Below are 14,072 nucleotides of genomic sequence, written 5' to 3' on the forward strand. Positions count from 1 at the left end.
CTTTGAATCAGCCCTGCAGTTCCTCCAGCCGCTGTTCACCGTTGCTCCCGCCCAACTGGTAGCGCTCCACCCACTCCGCCGGCAGGGGGACCGCTGCGCGAAAGCCGGTCTTGGTGACCTTGATATGGCGCGCGGCCACGCCGATGGTGATCAGCCCGTTCTCATCCGGCAGGCCATCGATGTGCCACACCTCATGAGGCCGCAACCCATAGGTGGCCACCATCGCGAACAACCAACCCCACAGCGGGTCTTCCTCGATCACCTGATCGAGCCACTCCTGGATGGCATCGGTGCTCGGGATCCGGCGCCTGGATTCACCGGCCGCCAGGAGCACCACCTTCTTCTGATTGACCATCCCCTTGAGCTCTTCGCTCAGGCTCTCGGGCGCAATCGAGCCAAACCCCGCCCGGCGCAGCAACGAAACCACCTCCCGCTTCTGGCGGAAGCCCTGGCGGTGAGTCGCCACAGGCACCAGCGGCTCAGCGGGGTCCGCCAGGTGGGCGCGCAGGCTGTCACCGGTGTGGAGAGCAAAGCGGCGCACATCCGCCTCCCGGGCCGCACGATCGGCGGGCAGCAGGCGGAAATAGCCCTGCCCTTTGAATGGGCCCACAAGGTTCATGTTCACGCCCTGGCGGCGCTGGAACGCCACCACGGCATCACAGATCTCCGGCCAGCTCGGCGCCAGACGCGGCGCCATGCCATCGGGCTCATCACCTGGGCTACCGAGCAGTTGCTCCAGGGTCGCTCCGGGCTGCCTGCGCGCCTCGCTCACCAGCCGGAAGCAGAGCTCCTCGATCGCCAGATCGTCCTGGCTGGAGCAGCCGCGCACGGCCCGCTCCCGCACCCGCCGCCCGGGCAGGTTCTCGTACACGCTCACCCAACGGCTGTTGTGGCCCGCCCGCAACCGGAAGGGCAGGTGATGGGCGCGCAACACACCGTTGGCGCTGCTAAGGGCGCTGTTGGCCTGTGTCATGGCTCAAGGGCTTTAAGGGGAGAGTTCCCCAGCCGCTGGCCGATCGGTCTCACGGTGCCCCAAGGGATCCCGTGATGTTTGGGGGTGTTTGGGGGAAACCCCCAAACATTTGGCGCAATTAGCGCCTTCTCAGCACGTTCGCGGTCTCATTCCGGCCTGGCGCAAACGCCTGCCAGTAGCCTGAGATCACTTGCCACAACTGGCAAAAGCCAGTCAGCAAAAGCTGAGACTCAAAATGGGTCGTCTGAGATTCGAACTCAGGACCAATCGGTTAAAAGCCGAGTGCTCTACCGCTGAGCTAACGACCCGCCCGGAGCTGGTGAACCAGGTTCGGGGGTGGCCCTATCGGGCACCACGTGAACGTATCACCTGGAGGGTCCGGCTTCCAACCGCGCGCACAATGCCCCAACCGACCCACTGGCCGCCCGCCTGCCATGCCTGATCAGCCCTGGCCTCAACCCACGGTGCATCCCGATGCGTGGGTGGCCGACTCGGCCGTGCTGATCGGCGATGTGCACCTGGCCGCCGGAGCAAGCCTCTGGCCCACCGCCGTCGCCCGCGGCGACGTGTGTGCCATCAGCATCGGGGAAGGAAGCAACGTGCAAGACGGCGCGGTGCTGCACGGCGACCCGGGCCAACCGGTCACGATCGGCGCCGACGTGACCATTGGCCACCGGGCTGTGGTGCACGGCGCCACGCTGGATGACGGCTGCCTGATCGGCATCGGCGCCGTGGTGCTCAACGGGGTCACAGTGGGCGCCGGCGCCCTGGTGGCAGCGGGGGCTGTGGTGACCAAGAACGTGCCGCCGCGGGCTGTGGTGATGGGGGCACCGGCCCAACCCAAGCGCGAACTGAGTGAGGAGCAAGCGGCAGAGCAGCGCGAACACGCCCGCCGCTACCGAAAGCTGGCCATGGCCCATGCGGGCCGCTCCAGCGATCTGGGTTTCGCGCCGGCGCCGTGAATTGCTGCGATTTCAGTCAACTGCTGGCCAGGGGGTCTCTGCCGGAAGCGCAGCATCCGTAAGATCACCACACGCTTCTACACATCCCAGCCATGGACGCACGGCTCCTGCTCGTTGTGACCCCGATCGCTCTGGCCGCTGGCTGGGCTGCGTTCAACATCGGCCGCGCTGCCATCGGCCAGCTGCAGCTGATGCTCAAGCGAGCCAACGGCTGATCCAGACCATTTGGCACACGCGCAAAGCCACACTCACTGCCCGAAAGCCACTTGGCAGGCGGCATTGAGCAATTGGGCTTCGCTTGCGTTCTGTGGCTGATAGCCATTGAGCGTGCCGGCTCGACAGTCCGCCCGGAAGGTCAAGGAGCTGGAGCCATCGTCGGCCTGGAAGGTAATCAGGTCACCGCTCACCTGCACGGAGCCGTAGTCGAGTGAATACGACGAGTTGGGCACCACGATCACCGTGGTCTCATTGCTCACGGCGCTCTCGACCAGGCTGTTGATCACGGCAAAGCTGGCCAGGCTGCCGATCCCCCAAGCTGCTGCCCTGCCTGGCCACCACCCCCAGCTGTTCCAAGTGGTGCCGCCATACCAGCCGTAGCGCCAGGGGCGATTCACCGCCCAGTTGTTGTTCACCCAGGCCGGTCGGTTGCGATCCCAGGTGTTGATCGCCTCACGCCGGGTGCGGTTGCGATCATTCACGCGATCGCTGCGGTTGCCCTGGCGGGTATCCGTGCGATTGCTGCGGTTGCCCTGGCGCAGGTCGGTGCGATCCGTGCGGTTGCCCTGACGCACATCGGTGCGCGCGGTGCGGTTGCCCTGGCGGGTATCCAAGCGTCCGCTGCGGCTACCGCCCCCGCTGAAGGAGGAAAAGCCAGTGCGGGCTCCACTGCCGCCGCGGGCACCGGCTCGCCCACCGCCGCCACGGGCCCCTCCTCCGCGGGCGATGTGCACCGCTGCGGGACTCTCCACGGCCGCCAGCAGCCCCATCGGCTGCACCACCAACGCCAGGCCCAAGCCCAGGGCGATCGCGTGATTCCGTGTCGTCATCGTCCGATGGCCTCCAGCAGTCGACGGCATCCGTTGTCAAAACAGGCGATATCCACCCGGCCGCCCGGCCCGAAGGCGAGGCCCACCGTGCCTCGCCCGTCAAAGGCCGCCCCCCTCGCCTCAGCCTTCACATCCGCCAGGAAGGTGGGATTCACCACGCAGAAGGCGCGGTCGTTGAAGCAGAGCTCGTTGGTGCTGAAGTTGATCCAGGCATTGCGCACGCTGCTCCAGGGATCCGCGGCGGCCTTGCGCCCCTCGATGCGCACGTAGGGAACTTCGAGGATGCGGTAGCTGATGGTGCGGTCAGCGAGTTGGTGGCGGTATTCAGTGGCATCCCCCTCCTCCACAGCCTCCACCTGGCAGGGTTGAGGCTGGCCGCTACCAAGACGGCAGGTGGTGTTGAGGCTGTAGAGCAACGCGGTGTCGGCCCGCACCGGGCTCCACCCCAGCCAGGCGCCGCCGAGCCCGGCGCCCAGCCACCACAGCAACGATCGCTTCATCCGCGGCAAGCCGATCAGATGCCTGCAACCTGATCACGGGCACCGGCAGCGTCAAGGCCATGGCGCTGAGCTGCGGCGTTGTTGACGCCCGCACACAGCGTGATCACGGTGAGCGCATCCGCCAACAGGCCATGGATGTCTAAGACACCACCTAAACCATTGCCCGCAGCAACCGGCGTTTCACCAAACAACTGAACCGCTGGAACAACTACCTCGCCGATGGCAACTGGAAGCCCACGTACCACAGCATGAGCTATGTGGATGGCGACGAGATCATCAACGCCGGCGCTGACAACAACTTCCGCGACGCCTGCAATGACACACTCGACTTCGACATCCTCACCAACAACCAGATGCTCGGCACCCTGACGCCCAAAGAGGATGCCTTCACGATCCTGTTGGCCGGTCCCGGACACATCTGGGATCGCGTGTATGCCACGGTGAACGTCGTGGATGTGAGCTGAACGGGCGCGATGCAGGCCGGAACCCCCCAAAGCACTGAGGTGTTGGTGATCGGTGCCGGCCTGGCTGGCACGGAAGCCGCCTGGCAGATCGCCAGCGCCGGCGTGCCGGTGCGCCTGGTGGAGATGCGGCCGATCCGCCGCTCGCCGGCGCACCACAGCAGCGAATTCGCCGAGTTGGTGTGCAGCAACAGCTTCGGGGCGCTCAGCAGCGACCGCGCCGCCGGCCTGCTGCAGGAGGAGCTGCGGCGGCTCGGGTCGCTGGTGATCGGCACCGCCGATCACCACGCTGTGCCCGCTGGCGGCGCTCTCGCGGTGGACCGCGGCCGCTACAGCGCCGCCCTCACCGCAGCGCTTGAGCAGCACCCACTGGTGACGGTGGAACGGCGCGAGCACACCGCACTGCCTGGCCCCGGCGCGATCGCCGTACTCGCCACCGGCCCCCTCACCAGCGAACCGCTGGCGGAGCAGCTGCGCGCCTTCACCGGCCGCGCCGACTGCCACTTCTTTGATGCCGCCAGCCCGATCGTGGAGGGCGAGAGCATTGATCTGAGCGTGGCTTTCCGCGCCTCCCGCTACGACAAGGGCGACGCCGATTACATCAACTGCCCGATGGACAAAGAGCAGTTCCTCGCCTTCCGCGAGGCGTTGCTGGCTGCAGAGCAGGCCGAACTCAAGGATTTCGAAAAGGAGAACGCCACCTTCTTCGAGGGCTGCCTACCGATCGAAGAGCTCGCCCGCCGCGGCGAAGACACGATGCGCTATGGCCCGCTCAAGCCGATCGGCCTCTGGGATCCGCGCTGGGGCGATGTGAACGACCGCGATGTGCGCCGCGCCAAGCGCGCCTATGCGGTGGTGCAACTGCGCCAGGAAGACAAAGACGGCCGCCTCTGGAACCTGGTGGGCTTCCAGACCAACCTCAAGTGGGGAGAACAGAAACGCGTGCTGAGGATGATCCCCGGCCTGGAGAACGCCGAATTTGTGCGCTTCGGGGTGATGCACCGCAACACGTTCCTCGAGGCGCCGCAGCTGCTCGATCCCACGCTGCAATTCCGCCAGCGACCCACGCTGCTGGCGGCGGGGCAGATCACTGGCACCGAGGGCTACGCGGCGGCGGTGGCTGGCGGCTGGCTAGCGGGCACCAACGCCGCGCGGCTGGCTCTCGGCCAGGAGCCGCTGCAGCTGCCGGCCACCTCGATGATCGGCGCCCTCACCCACTTCATCGCCGAAGCCCCGAGCGAAAAATTCCAGCCGATGCCCCCCAACTTCGGCCTGCTGCCGGAGCTACCCGAGCGCATTCGCGATAAGCGACGCCGTTATGGCGCTTATCGGGATCGGGCACTGGCGGATCTGGCGCCATTCACGACGGCAGCCCCATCACCAACAGCAGAGCCTGTTCCAGCTTGATGAGTTCCTCGGCTGTCAGGGTCGTGAGAGGCCCCTCTCCCAGCCGTGCCCGATCGAGGGCACGGGGTTGTTCCGCCATGGCGTAACAGTCTCGAAGCAGCCGATCGCGCGCCCGAATCCACACACGTAAGAGCTCGGCTCCGCGGCGCATCTGCGTGGTGAGCGGCACCACCAGCACCGTGGGGAGATCGGCCTGGGTCAACAAGTCGGCCTGAATCACCACAACAGGGCGAACTTTGCCCACCTCAGCGCCCTGATTGGGATTGAGCCGGGCAACCCAAACCTCACCGCGGCGGATCAGCGCCACCAATGCCCCTCCAAGGCTTCGTTCTCAGCCGGCAGGAAGTCGTCAGCAAGCTCCAAAGCCTCCTGGCGAGCCTGCGGATCAGAGGCCAGGGCTGTGACTGCATCCCGCAGCTGCGCATCGAGGCGTTCACGCTGCCGCTGGGCGAGGAGCGTCTCAAGGGCTTCCCGAATGAATTGAGAACGCGGCTGCCCTGTACGGGTGACTTCTTCCATGAGCTTCCGCTCGAGCTCCACGGGCAATCGGATGCTGAGTGCAGCCATGACAGACAGCGTGCCATCGGAGATGTCATACACATCGTATTGCCTGAAGCAATGCAGTGGCAGCCACGCATGCCTGGCTAAGGATGGAACAGAGGCCTTCCAGCCATGACCCATGCCCCACCCGGCGCCCGCCAAATCGAACGGCGCTCATTGCAGATCGGCGTGGCCGCCAGCCTGGTGATGGCGGTGATGGGGATCAGCGTCTACGCCCTATCGGGCTCAGAGGCTCTCCTGCTGGATGGGCTCTATTCCGGCGTCATGGCGGCCTCCAGCTGGATCGCCACTCGGATTGGCGCCAACGTGGTGCGTCCGCCCGATCGCGCCTACCCCTACGGCTACGACGGCCAGGAAGCGCTCTATGTCCTGTTCCGCTCCCTGGTGCTGATCGGGATCCTCAGCGTGGCCCTGATCACCGCCGGCACCACGATCGTGAACCACCTAGCCGGCCAGGCGGTGGCGGCCGTGCAGTTGCGCCCCGTCGCCGCCTACGCAGGCTTGATGGTGGTGCTCTGCCTGGCCCTGGCCTGGCGCCATGAAAACGACTGGCGTCGCAGCGGCCGCTGCAGCGAACTGTTGCGCACCGAAGCCCGTGCCGCCCGCATCGATGGCCTGATCAGCGGCGTGGCTGGGGCGGCGCTGCTCGGCGCACCCCTGTTGGAATCCACACCCCTGCGGGCCCTGGTGCCGGTGGCGGATTCGGTGTTGGTGTTGGTCCTGGCCCTGGTGGTGCTGCCCGAGCCGTTGCAGCAGTTCTGGCGGGCCCTGCGGCAGACGGCAGGAGCCGCCTGCGACCCCGCCCTGATCGCGCGCACCCGAGCGGCGGTGCAGGAGCTACTGAGCGGCATGTCCACCTGGCTGCTCGATCTCACCGTGATGAAAGTGGGGCGCACCACCTTTGTGGTGGCCTACCTCAACCCCGCCATGCCAGTGGATGGCCCCTGGCTCGATCGCCTGCGCGAGCGCATCGATCAGCGCTGCGGCGAGCTGCTGGGCCCCGTGCGCACCGAGGTGATCCTCACGGGGCAGGCGCCATTCACCCCCTGATCCCATGACCCGACGGGCCGAACTGAAGCTGGCCCTGCTGGATCCCCGCCCCTGCCAGGCGCTGTTAACGGATCTAGAGCAGGCTCTGCAGCGGATGCGCTTTCGCGAGACCTCCAAGGCCAGCACAACCCTCAAAACGGTTGAGCAAGCCACTGGTGGAACAGCCACGTGGGCTCCCGTCTGCCGATCTGGATCGAGCTGCAGCTGCAGCCGGCTGACAGCGGAACCAGGCTGCAACTCACCGCAAGCCTCTCGCTGCTCAACCTGATGACCGCTGGCACGGCTCAGGGCCTGCTCCGCCGCCGTATTGTGCGCTTTTGCCGCCTCAGCCAGCTGCCGCAGGAGCAGATGCAGGAGCTTCTCGCCCGGCATGGTCGCTCTGAGCGGCAACGGCTGGTATTCCTGGGCATGCTGGTGGCACTCGGCCTGACGGCCTTCACCCTGTCGATCCGCGAAGGCAACAACAGCCCCGATCAACCCGCCACCACGAGCGAGCTGGAGAGTGTCGTTCCTTGAACAACTCAGGGGACAGAAAACACTGGCCTTGGAGGCCTTCGCTCAGGTCGACGAGTAACCAGGATAGCCAGGCTCGATCACTGTCATCGTGGGACTGCCCAAGGGAGTGATGAAGAGATCCATCAGCGTTACGTTGTAGTCCGTAAGGTTCGCAGCCGCCATTGGGGTATTGGCAGGCATGTAGTAAAACTCGCCTTTTGAAAAGCGCGAATTCGGTTCACCCTGAATGGCATCAGTAATGCTTCCCTTACCTCGCATCACAAAGGTAATTCCACCACTCTCATGCACATGAATACCTGTGCGCGTACCCTTCACACGAGTTCCTTTCTCAACATGAATCTCTTGATCACCGAAGGATTCTAGAAGGAGCTCTTTTGGATTGGCATACGTACCAAGTTTACCCTCCGGCACAAGACCGTTAACCTCATAAGTTGGCTTTGACCAGCCTGGAGAGACGAAATCAGGGTGTTCGCGATAAAAGCGACCCTCGATAGCGTCATGCAAACCAGTGATGGCATCCACGAAAACTGGCTTTTGCTTCCAAAGACGTTTGATCGTTCGCTGGTTTTTCTTGCTGAGATCGCTGATGTCGTTGAAATGATCCATTAAAAGTAGACAGACTTAACTAGAAATTAACAACAATGGAGCCAGCCGTCAAGCCAAAAGGAGAAGACTTAAACGCAAAAGTGGTCGATCCGCATAGGAGAAAATCGGCACACAAATGTGAAGGGGCATGAGTACCTAGAGCAATCAAGCGCCGCCCAACGACGATCCCCCCACAAGGCTCCAATCAACCAGGCCAGCCAGGCTCAAGCACTGTGTACTGAGGCACATCAACAGGCGTGACAAGGATGTCAAGCACGCGCACTCCGCGATTCGTGAGATTCGCGGCCGAGATGGGAATATTATTCGGGGAGTAGTAAAAACCACCTTTGGAGACGAGACCATCATCCAAACCTTCCGTCCAAGTTTTCAGCTTGCCCTTGCCACCAATGATGAAAGCAACGCTCCCGCCAACTTCGTGAACATGAATCGCCACTCTCGTTCCTGCCTCACGGGTCCCGAGATTGACGGCAACATTGCGACCATCAATCACGTCGTCAACAACGGAAACGGTCTTCGTGAATGGGAGGAGTTTGCCTGGCAATGACCGCCCGTTAACCGTTGTCGTTGGATCAACCCATGCAAAGGGTTCAGCATCGGGGTTTTCGTCGTAATACTGATCAGTTGCGCGATCGAACAGGCCAGTAATCAAATCTGTTCGTACGGGCTTTGCGCGAGCAAGGCGCCGTATAGTTTTTAAATCACGACGATTGAAGTCTTGAGAAAGAGCCGAAAGATTCATGGACATTCGAGAGCCAGAAATGGGACGAGAAATGGGACGAGAAACTATGCGATGGGAAGCAGCGAATCACCACTGCAGCATTCATGAGCAAGATGCAATGAGTCACGAGTATGCATTCCATCATGAGCACTGGACATAGCAATGCCGCCAGAGAGGCTTCTACCTTCAGCTAAACCATGCTTGAGGTAATGACGAATCGCCTTATACGGTGATGTACCAAGCTGCTCCACAAGGTCGGGATTGGCAGCCAGGTAATCGCGGCCAACTTCCTTCGCGCGTTGGTTGAACTTGGGGCGATCATGGCCCAGCTTCTTCCCCTTGGTCTCGTAGTAACGCTCAGGGTTACGCAAGGCCTTGGCATTGTAAAGAAGATCAGGATGCTCTGCAAAATATGCGGCAGCATCAAAGTCTGACCCTGTCAATGGATCTTTCTTACCATCTTCAGACTGGAGAGAATGATGCAACGAGACTGTTGCGCTGTGAATGTGTGTCTTACTGTTCTCGATCGAAGATGGATCAGATGCCGCCAACATGATGGCAACTTCAGAACCGGGACTAATTAGATTGAATTCAGACTGGCGGTAAATAGAATCACTGAGATCAACAGTCAGTTGCCCTTGCATACCATGAGCATCCATCGATGAATGCCCCGACATCTCCATGGGAGCCCCCCCAGACATCGGCAGCAAATTCACTGTTCCAACTGCAAAATTGGATAGATTCGTGGGAGCAAAAGCTCCTCCACGCTTGTCATAGATGCTGCCCCATGCGGGGTCAGTGAAGGCCTGACCATTACCTTCGGGAGTACCAGGCTCCCAGGTTTGCCATAGGCCACTGATTTGATCCCGATTGGTATTAAGGAAATCGCCATCACCAACGAGCACGGCAATATTCTGAGCAGCGCTCATGGGAACGGAGTAATTGAGTTCCATCGTCAGACTGATTCCTAAATCACGCAGGCGCAGAACATCTCTCGCCATGATCGGCTGGTTCGGGCCAAGCACAATCGACTGATAAGCCAGATCTGTCACACTTTTATGAATCTCTGTCGTGTCCAGCGCGGGCTGGTATCGAGGTTGGTCAAGCAGCGCAAGAACAGGATTCGGGCTACCTCTCTTGGCGATGTTATTCAGCTTGTCATAAGAATAATCGGGATTATAGACATTGGCAATCACCCGATCGCTGCCATCACCCCAGTCGGAATAGGTGGTTAACTGCGGCGATCCATCGGCACCGGGAGTAAAGAATGAATAATTCCAGGGAGACTGATTCAGATTCTCTGCGAATAGGTAAGATGCGTTCTCAGACGCATTCCACTCGCTCCAGATTTTATCGATATAAGCGTGATGAAGCCAGAACAGGGGCTCACGGGCTGCTGTTGGAACGAAACCGATGAGGCCAGGACCTACAGTGGGATTATTACCAAACACTCCTGCATTAGCAGGATCTTGTCTTGCTGCCTGCAGACCATTGTCAGGTTCTGATGAGTTGCGGCCCCATAAAGTAACGCCATCGTCCTGAGCATACGCTGTGGTGTAATCCCAAAGAACATCACGCTGCCACTGATAATCAGCAATACCTCCGACAGCATCATGCATATTGTTATGAGGATCCTGCTCTGTATAGGTCGAGAATGCACCAAAAAGAGTTTGATCTTGCGCTTTTTCCCGGCCAAGCTTCTGGAAATCAAAGATTGATTCAGGCTCAGTGCCAACCAAATCAGCACCCAAAGCCAGAGTTGCAGTTGGCTGGAGCAGATCCGACAATGATTCACCAGCCGCCATTCGAAGACTGCGGCTCTTCTCCCACAACGACGAATCTGGATTCAGGAACTGATTTGGGATCCCATCTTGCCCCTTAACGGTATAGTCCCAATATGGTAGAGCCCAGTTGTCAGCTCCAGGCTCTCCAGACTCTTTGAGAACCTGCCGCACGACAGACTCAAAGCTCTGCAAATAAAGCCTATGCCAAGGTAAGAAGTTGATTGTGATATCACCAGCGATCGCGTCTGTTGAACCTTCTTGGCTGTAGCGCACTACTTCATTCCACAACCCAGCATAATGCGTGCAGTTGTTGAGAACAGTATCGCCGAATTGAATCTGCTCTGGAGTACCAAATCCTCGTTCGCTTGCCAACGAGGTTAATTGGTCCATGGTGTTCCAGAACGTGCCATGAATACCCGCCTGATATAACCATCCGTAGGGGTCCGCTTGATCAACAGCGGAGTTTGCCTTCATGATCCCAACCGCCTTCTCATAAAGGCGAATTGATTCCGCGCCCTCTTCAGTGAAAGCGTTGTAGCGAACGTGCTGCCGCGATCCAGACTCGAGACTCTTTGCGTCGCTGAATTCGCGAAGGAGCTTCCGAAACCTCATGGTTTTGAACGACTTTCAAGTTGTTCATAGCACCGCAACCAAATAAGCGCACAGCCCATGTAAGTCTATTTGCCTAGCCAGGTGACGAATCGGTTATCCGCGGGGACGAAATGGCAACGCGCAAAAAATCTGGACTGGGTGAGGCCGTTGGGATGCAGCTCGCCCGGCTCTCAGGGTCATAGGCGCAACAAGCAAACTCCAGTGACCACCAGCCCCGCCCCCACCTAAGACGTGATCGTGATCGGCTCCGGCATCGGCGGCCTGGTCACCGCCTCGCAGCTGGCTGCCAAGGGGGCGAAAACCCCGGTGCTCACCCGCACCCTGGCCAATGCGGAGCAGAACTCCGTCACGGTGCCTGATCCGTAACTGCTGGAGTATCACCTCTCGGATGTGCTGAACATGGCGGTGGGGCGCGTCAACGAAGCCTTCACCGCTCAGCTCACGCCCCTCGTACCCCACGAGTAGCCAAAATCGCCACCAGCCGAACCAATACGCGATCGTGCTTCTGGGTCATGCCCTCTTGAGCCAGCGATGACACGAATTGCTGAACGATCGCTCACCCTGCTCGACCCACGTTCCTGCAAGGAGCTGTTGGCGCAGCTGGAGCGAACGCTCAAAAGCATGCGCTGACGCATCCAAGACCACCAGGACAACACCTCAGACAGCACCATCACCCTGAAGGCGGTCGAGCAGGCCCACTGGTGGACTAGCGAGGTGGGATCACGTCTGCCGATCTGAATCGAGCTGCAGCTGCAGCCGGCTGACAGCGGTACCAGGCTGCAACCCACCGCAAGCCTCTCACTGCTCAACCTGATGGCGCCTGGATGGGCTCAGGCTCTGCTCCGCAGCCGCGTGGTGCGCCTCTGTCGCCTCGCCCAGTTGCCGCTGGAGCAGGTCCAGATGCTCCTCGACCTTCACGCACGCTTCAAGCGGCGTCGGCTGATGGTTCTGGCCCTGGTGGCACTGCTGGGGCTTGTCGGCGGACTGTTATCGATCCGCGAAGGAGGCAACGCGCCTGATCAACCCGGCACCCCAGCGGAACTGAACAGTGTCATTCCCTGACCAACCCAGCTCCTAGGGTCAGCCCCATCCGCCTGAACAGCTCGGTGACCACCAGCCCCGCCACCACCTGGGACGTGATCGTGATTGGCTCGGGCATCGGCGGGCTGGTGACCGCCTCACAGCTGGCGGCAAAGGGCGCGAAAACGCTGGTGCTGGAGCGCTATCTGATCCCGGGGGGCTCAGGAGGCAGCTTCCGCCGCGAGGGCTACACCTTTGATGTAGGCGCCTCAATGATCTTCGGGTTCGGAGAGAAGGGCCACACCAACCTGCTCACCCGCGCACTGGCCGATGTGGGCCAGCACTGCGACACGGTGCCCGATCCGGCCCAGCTCGAATACCACCTGCCCGGCGGTCTCAACGTGGCGGTCGATCGCGACTACGAGGCCTTTATCCACAGGCTCTCGGCCCTCTTCCCCCACGAGGCCAAGGGCATCCGCGCCTTCTACGACACCTGTTGGCAGGTGTTCAACTGCCTCGATGCGATGCCGCTGCTCTCGCTGGAGGATCCGGCCTACCTTGCGAAGGTGTTTTTCAAGGCGCCATTGGCGTGCCTGGGCTTAGCCCGCTGGCTGCCCTTCAACGTGGGCGATGTGGCCCGCCAACACATCCAAGACGAACAGCTGCTCAAACTGATCGATATGGAGTGCTTCTGCTGGAGCGTGATGCCGGCAGACCTCACCCCGATGATCAATGCGGGCATGGTGTTCTCCGATCGCCATGCCGGCGGCATCAACTACCCCAAGGGAGGCGTTGGGGTGATCGCCGAGAAGCTGGTGGCAGGGCTGGAGAGCCATGGCGGCGAGATCCGCTACAAAGCACGCGTGACCAAGGTGTTGATCGAGAACGGCAAGGCCGTGGGCGTGCGGTTGGCCAATGGAGAGGAAATCCGCGCCCGCCGTGTGGTGAGCAACGCCACCCGCTGGGACACATTTGAAACCCCGCAGGAAAGCACCGATGTGCAGCGCCCCAGAAGCGCGGCGTTGGTGGATGCGGCCCACACCCCCAAAGCCGAAACCACCTGGCGCCGCCGCTACAAGCCCTCCCCCTCCTTCCTCTCGCTGCACTTGGGCGTGGAGGCCTCTCTGATCCCCGAAGGCTTCCACTGCCACCACTTGCTGCTTGAAGACTGGGGCGAGATGGAGAGCGAGCAGGGCGTGATTTTCGTGTCGATCCCCACGCTGCTTGATCCCTCCTTGGCGCCAGAAGGCCGGCACATCGTGCACACCTTTACCCCCAGCGACATTCAGGCCTGGAACAAACTCAGCCCCGCGGATTACAAAGCCAAGAAAAGCGCCGATGCCGCGCGGCTGGTGCAGCGGCTGGAGGCAATCCTGCCGGGCCTCGGCGCCGCCATCCGCCACCAAGAGATCGGAACCCCACGCACCCACCGCCGTTTCCTCGGCCGCATGGGCGGCAGCTACGGCCCGATCCCGGCACTGCGGCTACCCGGCCTACTTCCGATGCCGTTCAACCGCACCGGCGTGAACCACCTCTATTGCGTGGGTGATTCCTGCTTCCCCGGCCAGGGGCTCAATGCCGTGGCCTTCAGTGGTTTTGCCTGTGCGCATCGCATTGGCGCTGATCTGGGGCTGAATGCGTGGTCATTACCGGCTTGACTTGAGCACCTGAGTCGCACCATTTCGTCCCCAAAGATGCAGGATTCATCCCCTCGCGAGCGAGATGGGCATAACTGAAAGTTGCCAAAAGCTGAAGTGCTCTAGGGAAGCTCTGGACAACCAGCTCGGCAGGGCGGCGGAAGAAGGCTTGGGGGAGTGGCTAACTGGTTCTACAAGGCGCTCCCGCATCACAAGCTG

Annotated in this window: 18 protein-coding genes and 1 tRNA gene; 9 read left to right on the top strand and 10 right to left on the bottom strand. The window is 61.4% G+C overall.

Translation table 11 applies throughout. The features are described 5' to 3' along the window. Positions 1-7 precede the first annotated feature (7 nt). Both KJJ24_RS06675 and KJJ24_RS06680 read right to left on the bottom strand, forming a co-directional pair. The gene (locus KJJ24_RS06675) at positions 8-973 is read right to left on the bottom strand and encodes a hypothetical protein (protein ID WP_250544966.1); all 966 of its coding nucleotides are present in this window, start codon (positions 971-973) and stop codon (positions 8-10) included. A 236-nt stretch (positions 974-1,209) separates the two neighbouring features. Further along, positions 1,210-1,281 (bottom strand) — tRNA-Lys (locus tag KJJ24_RS06680). Positions 1,282-1,407: 126 nt separating this feature from the next. Here KJJ24_RS06680 and KJJ24_RS06685 point away from each other — a divergent pair. Together KJJ24_RS06685 and KJJ24_RS06690 are read left to right on the top strand one after the other, a co-directional pair. Next, positions 1,408-1,935: a gamma carbonic anhydrase family protein gene (locus tag KJJ24_RS06685; RefSeq protein WP_214342817.1), complete on the top strand. Its 528-nt coding sequence runs from the start codon at positions 1,408-1,410 to the stop codon at positions 1,933-1,935. A 92-nt stretch (positions 1,936-2,027) separates the two neighbouring features. Beyond that, positions 2,028-2,150 carry a photosystem II protein Y gene (locus KJJ24_RS06690; protein WP_214342819.1) on the top strand — a complete coding sequence of 41 codons (123 nt, stop codon included), beginning with the start codon at positions 2,028-2,030 and terminating at the stop codon, positions 2,148-2,150. Positions 2,151-2,183: 33 nt separating this feature from the next. On the opposite strand, the gene KJJ24_RS06695 is transcribed toward KJJ24_RS06690, so the two are convergent. Genes KJJ24_RS06695 through KJJ24_RS06705 form a run of 3 tightly spaced genes read right to left on the bottom strand, consistent with a single transcriptional unit; the run spans position 2,184 to position 3,726 of the window. After that, complete coding sequence (locus tag KJJ24_RS06695; RefSeq protein ID WP_214342821.1) at positions 2,184-2,981, bottom strand: hypothetical protein; 798 nt, start codon at positions 2,979-2,981, stop codon at positions 2,184-2,186. Continuing rightward, on the bottom strand, positions 2,978-3,481 hold the full coding sequence (locus tag KJJ24_RS06700; RefSeq protein WP_250544967.1) for a hypothetical protein: 504 nt from the start codon (positions 3,479-3,481) through the stop codon (positions 2,978-2,980). The genes KJJ24_RS06695 and KJJ24_RS06700 overlap by 4 nt, the downstream gene beginning before the upstream one ends. 14 nt (positions 3,482-3,495) lie before the next feature. After that, positions 3,496-3,726 carry a hypothetical protein gene (locus KJJ24_RS06705; protein WP_214342822.1) on the bottom strand — a complete coding sequence of 77 codons (231 nt, stop codon included), beginning with the start codon at positions 3,724-3,726 and terminating at the stop codon, positions 3,496-3,498. A gap of 3 nt (positions 3,727-3,729) precedes the next feature. Between KJJ24_RS06705 and KJJ24_RS06710 the strand changes: the two genes are divergently transcribed. Then, a complete protein-coding gene (locus KJJ24_RS06710; RefSeq protein WP_214342824.1) occupies positions 3,730-3,945 on the top strand; it encodes a hypothetical protein in 216 nt (71 codons plus the stop codon). A 9-nt stretch (positions 3,946-3,954) separates the two neighbouring features. Further along, a complete protein-coding gene (gene trmFO / locus KJJ24_RS06715) occupies positions 3,955-5,349 on the top strand; it encodes an FADH(2)-oxidizing methylenetetrahydrofolate--tRNA-(uracil(54)-C(5))-methyltransferase TrmFO (protein ID WP_214342826.1) in 1,395 nt (464 codons plus the stop codon). On the opposite strand, the gene KJJ24_RS06720 is transcribed toward trmFO, so the two are convergent. After that, on the bottom strand, positions 5,303-5,656 hold the full coding sequence (locus tag KJJ24_RS06720; protein WP_214342829.1) for a type II toxin-antitoxin system PemK/MazF family toxin: 354 nt from the start codon (positions 5,654-5,656) through the stop codon (positions 5,303-5,305). The two genes, trmFO and KJJ24_RS06720, sit on opposite strands and share 47 nt — an antisense overlap. Next, positions 5,647-5,916 (bottom strand): ribbon-helix-helix protein, CopG family, encoded by a 270-nt coding sequence (locus KJJ24_RS06725; protein WP_214342832.1) that lies wholly within the window; start codon positions 5,914-5,916, stop codon positions 5,647-5,649. Before KJJ24_RS06725 ends, KJJ24_RS06720 begins: the two co-directional genes overlap by 10 nt. Before the next feature lie 105 nt (positions 5,917-6,021). Here KJJ24_RS06725 and KJJ24_RS06730 point away from each other — a divergent pair, with 105 nt between their 5' ends. Continuing rightward, the gene (locus KJJ24_RS06730) at positions 6,022-6,960 is read left to right on the top strand and encodes a cation transporter (protein ID WP_214342835.1); all 939 of its coding nucleotides are present in this window, start codon (positions 6,022-6,024) and stop codon (positions 6,958-6,960) included. 168 nt (positions 6,961-7,128) lie between these two features. Beyond that, positions 7,129-7,476, top strand: coding sequence for a hypothetical protein (locus tag KJJ24_RS06735; RefSeq protein ID WP_214342838.1), 348 nt, complete (start codon positions 7,129-7,131; stop codon positions 7,474-7,476). A 42-nt stretch (positions 7,477-7,518) separates the two neighbouring features. Here the strand turns inward: KJJ24_RS06735 and KJJ24_RS06740 are convergent, their stop codons facing one another. The 3 genes from KJJ24_RS06740 to KJJ24_RS06750 all read right to left on the bottom strand — a co-directional run bounded on the left by KJJ24_RS06740 (position 7,519) and on the right by KJJ24_RS06750 (position 11,196). Beyond that, complete coding sequence (locus tag KJJ24_RS06740) at positions 7,519-8,082, bottom strand: cupin domain-containing protein (protein ID WP_214342841.1); 564 nt, start codon at positions 8,080-8,082, stop codon at positions 7,519-7,521. Positions 8,083-8,266: 184 nt separating this feature from the next. After that, positions 8,267-8,821 (bottom strand): cupin domain-containing protein, encoded by a 555-nt coding sequence (locus tag KJJ24_RS06745; RefSeq protein ID WP_214342844.1) that lies wholly within the window; start codon positions 8,819-8,821, stop codon positions 8,267-8,269. Positions 8,822-8,865: 44 nt separating this feature from the next. Further along, positions 8,866-11,196, bottom strand: coding sequence for a tyrosinase family protein (locus KJJ24_RS06750; protein ID WP_214342847.1), 2,331 nt, complete (start codon positions 11,194-11,196; stop codon positions 8,866-8,868). 231 nt (positions 11,197-11,427) lie between these two features. Here KJJ24_RS06750 and KJJ24_RS15150 point away from each other — a divergent pair, with 231 nt between their 5' ends. The 3 genes from KJJ24_RS15150 to crtH all read left to right on the top strand — a co-directional run bounded on the left by KJJ24_RS15150 (position 11,428) and on the right by crtH (position 13,874). Next, positions 11,428-11,562, top strand: coding sequence for an FAD-binding protein (locus tag KJJ24_RS15150; protein WP_371811791.1), 135 nt, complete (start codon positions 11,428-11,430; stop codon positions 11,560-11,562). 447 nt (positions 11,563-12,009) lie between these two features. Continuing rightward, positions 12,010-12,258: a hypothetical protein gene (locus tag KJJ24_RS06760; protein ID WP_214342850.1), complete on the top strand. Its 249-nt coding sequence runs from the start codon at positions 12,010-12,012 to the stop codon at positions 12,256-12,258. A gap of 44 nt (positions 12,259-12,302) precedes the next feature. Beyond that, the gene (gene crtH / locus KJJ24_RS06765; protein WP_214342853.1) at positions 12,303-13,874 is read left to right on the top strand and encodes a carotenoid isomerase; all 1,572 of its coding nucleotides are present in this window, start codon (positions 12,303-12,305) and stop codon (positions 13,872-13,874) included. The last annotated feature ends 198 nt before the right edge of the window (positions 13,875-14,072 follow it).

Origin of the sequence: Synechococcus sp. LA31 (assembly GCF_018502385.1) — a bacterium.
Lineage (GTDB): Bacteria > Cyanobacteriota > Cyanobacteriia > PCC-6307 > Cyanobiaceae > Vulcanococcus.

Coding starts and splice junctions, on each gene's coding strand:
- KJJ24_RS06750 (WP_214342847.1), bottom strand. CDS start 11,196: ATGAGGTTTCGGAAGCTCCTTCGCGAATTCAGCGACGCAAAGAGTCTC.
- KJJ24_RS06700 (WP_250544967.1), bottom strand. CDS start 3,481: ATGAAGCGATCGTTGCTGTGGTGGCTGGGCGCCGGGCTCGGCGGCGCC.
- KJJ24_RS06740 (WP_214342841.1), bottom strand. CDS start 8,082: ATGGATCATTTCAACGACATCAGCGATCTCAGCAAGAAAAACCAGCGA.
- KJJ24_RS06760 (WP_214342850.1), top strand. CDS start 12,010: ATGGCGCCTGGATGGGCTCAGGCTCTGCTCCGCAGCCGCGTGGTGCGC.
- KJJ24_RS06710 (WP_214342824.1), top strand. CDS start 3,730: ATGAGCTATGTGGATGGCGACGAGATCATCAACGCCGGCGCTGACAAC.
- trmFO (WP_214342826.1), top strand. CDS start 3,955: ATGCAGGCCGGAACCCCCCAAAGCACTGAGGTGTTGGTGATCGGTGCC.
- KJJ24_RS06675 (WP_250544966.1), bottom strand. CDS start 973: ATGACACAGGCCAACAGCGCCCTTAGCAGCGCCAACGGTGTGTTGCGC.
- KJJ24_RS06725 (WP_214342832.1), bottom strand. CDS start 5,916: ATGGCTGCACTCAGCATCCGATTGCCCGTGGAGCTCGAGCGGAAGCTC.
- KJJ24_RS06745 (WP_214342844.1), bottom strand. CDS start 8,821: ATGAATCTTTCGGCTCTTTCTCAAGACTTCAATCGTCGTGATTTAAAA.
- KJJ24_RS06730 (WP_214342835.1), top strand. CDS start 6,022: ATGACCCATGCCCCACCCGGCGCCCGCCAAATCGAACGGCGCTCATTG.
- KJJ24_RS06685 (WP_214342817.1), top strand. CDS start 1,408: ATGCCTGATCAGCCCTGGCCTCAACCCACGGTGCATCCCGATGCGTGG.
- KJJ24_RS06690 (WP_214342819.1), top strand. CDS start 2,028: ATGGACGCACGGCTCCTGCTCGTTGTGACCCCGATCGCTCTGGCCGCT.
- KJJ24_RS06695 (WP_214342821.1), bottom strand. CDS start 2,981: ATGACGACACGGAATCACGCGATCGCCCTGGGCTTGGGCCTGGCGTTG.